The organism is uncultured Veillonella sp. (assembly GCF_915069625.1).
GTDB lineage: Bacteria > Bacillota > Negativicutes > Veillonellales > Veillonellaceae > Veillonella.
Genome location: NZ_CAJZFD010000205.1, coordinates 1 through 2,744 on the forward strand (window position 1 = coordinate 1; position 2,744 = coordinate 2,744).

The 2,744-nt window shown below is 38.6% G+C and carries 1 protein-coding gene; it reads right to left on the minus strand.

All coding sequences use genetic code 11. From position 1 onward, the window contains the following. Positions 1-524: 524 nt before the first annotated feature. A complete protein-coding gene (locus QZ548_RS08870) occupies positions 525-2,708 on the minus strand; it encodes an autotransporter outer membrane beta-barrel domain-containing protein (protein WP_295869791.1) in 2,184 nt (727 codons plus the stop codon). Between the last annotated feature and the right edge of the window lie 36 nt (positions 2,709-2,744).

The window sequence follows — 2,744 nt, forward strand, 5'->3', positions numbered from 1 at the left end:
AAATATTACACCATTTTTTGTGAATTGTAAATGAATTCTATGCTTTTTATTTAAAATTATTTAAAACATTAATATTTGAGTTATAAAACGAGAACACAAAAAGGCAGTAACTAAATCACTGACTATACTAATTCAAATTTATTAAAATCTATAGTGTTGTTCATCGTAATTTGACGATATATATGATTATATCTATAATATAAACAGATAGCCAAACGAGTGGTTCCGTCGGGCTCATCTCAAAAGGATTAAAAACATGATGAAATGGCCTTTCAGTTATCGAGTTATTGGTAACGAAGGGCTATTTGTCTTTTTGTCCCAACCTCGTTTGACTATCCTAAGTCAATTATATGGCGAACATATAAGCGAATCAATAAGAATCTATTTATAGAAATATACGAAATATATTATAAAGGCCCCACGTATAAGATTGTTAAATCCAATACGTGGGGCATTTTATTTTATGAGTGCTATATATTTATATAGTACTTATCACCATATACATTTATATAGAAACTATTATATTAGAATTTATGTGTAAATCCTGCATTTACAGACCAACCAGCTTTATAGTCGCCAGATAGACCTGTACTAATATCAGCGAAGATGCTGTTATTTGCATTGAAGCCATAGCGACCACCAAATGCGAGATCTGTCCAAGTACCTTTAATGTCTTCGGATGTGTATTTAGTAGTAGCACCACTTGTGTAAGTAGTTTTTACTGTACCAGAGAAGGCATGGTTTACGCCAACGCGAGTATAGATGTTACCTGCGCCGAAGTTTTTACCGATTTCAAGGCCAAGCCCACCTGCGGTGCTGCTCACACCAGATTGTTCTACATGCATGCTGCCAGCATTGAAGCTATCGCCACCGAAGTGAGTGTAGCTCAATTGTGCTTGTGGTTCAATGTATGTACCATTTGAAAGCTTCACAGTTTTACCATAGCGTGCACCGATAGAGTATACATTCGCTTTAGTCTCGCCAGAAAGTCTTTCACCAATTTCATTACGAACAGTGAAGTCGTCAGAAGCACGACCTACTTGGGACTCGATGTGGATGTATTGGTTGTTACCAAGATCTTTTAAACCATACGCACCAACCGCAAAGGCTTTTTCCTTGCCAGTACCGTTAAATACGTAGTCATCATTACCACGAAGGTAAGAAACTTGGCCACCTACAGTCCAACCGCTGCTAGTTTTAGCATCGTAACCACCTTGAATGCGTGTATATGTAGTATCTGTGTCGATACCTTTTGCATTGAAGCTGTATTTACCACCTCCAACACGAGCCCAAATACCTGTTGGTTCGCCTTGTTGCAATACGCGTGGACGATACATATTATCTGTCAATGTTCTCCAACCATTGATATTACTCATAACGGCAGAACGAGCGCCGCGCATATGAGGTGTATCAAAATCACCTAACACAACATGAATATGACCGTTGTTCTCAGGCTTTGGAGCTGGATCTGGTTTTACTTCTGGTTTTGGAGTTGGCTTAGGTTGAGGCTTAGGCTCAGGTTTTGGAGTTGGTTTTACCTCTGGCTCAGGTTGAGGTTTCGGAGCTGGTTTATTGTCACCATATACGTATTTACCTTGACCATTTTTATCTGCTTGCCAAGTAATAGCGCCTTCCTTAGCATAACCTTCAGTCAACACCTTAAAGCGTGCAGACTCAGCACCATTAGAAGCAATGCCTACAGTGCCTTGAAGGTTTCTTTCACCATTGACATAGTTATGATAGTAGATCTTGTGAGCCAAGTTATCTAAAATTTTATTTACATTCTCCTCAGAGGATAGATCAAGCCCTTTTTGACTAGAGAATACATGGGCATATGCATTAGGTGCTGCACTTGTAATATGAATATCTCCACTCCAGAAGGACTCTGGCGTTAAACCATTATAGATTTTTCTTGATGCTGCATCTGCTGGATCTTCTGGAGCGCCATACTCATCATTTATATCGTAAAAGAAGTTTACATGACCTTCTAACTTATCGATATTAATTTCATTGTACTCATGTTGAATTACTGCATTCGCATAGTTACGATTCTTGGAGCCTACAAGTCTATGTACATGGCTAGGTTGCGTACTACCACTTAAATTTCCTTCATGCAAACCAGCTTGGTAGAAATGATCCCAATAACCATAATCGCCAAGAAATACATTAATATGGCTTGGATGTTTAGCATCTTTATCTGCTAAATTAAATGCTAAACCGTCCCATAGTGACAATTTACCATCAATACCAATATTAATCTCAGACGCATGATTTGGATCACTTTTAACAATAACATCACCTACTAAAGATAAGTCCTTGCCGATAAAATTGCCTGTATTACCGTCTACACCAATATTAACAGTACCACCTTGAGCTACTGCAATAGGAGTGCTCGCAGTATGAACATCATAAACGCCTTCCTTAAGAGTAACAGTACTGCCACCTTTACTGCTAATAAAAGGCTTATCATTATAGCCAATATTAGCCTCTGCTCTATCAATAGTAACTGTACTACCAGTATCTGCCTCAATCGTAGATACCTTGTTTGTCATTGCACCAGCCGTAAACTTCCCACCGTTATTTGCAGTAATATGTGCCCCAGTAGGTGAAGTAACTAATGTACTCCCCGCCATTGCATACTGACCTACAGAGCTAGCAATCGTCAAGGCAATTGCTAAGGATAATTTCGCTTTACACATGCGTTTCATAAGAACCCTCTCTCTACATACTATAAACTATTATTA

What these genes read in the sequence shown, in the direction of transcription:
- QZ548_RS08870 (WP_295869791.1), bottom strand. Translation starts at nt 2,708, where the DNA reads ATGAAACGCATGTGTAAAGCGAAATTATCCTTAGCAATTGCCTTGACG.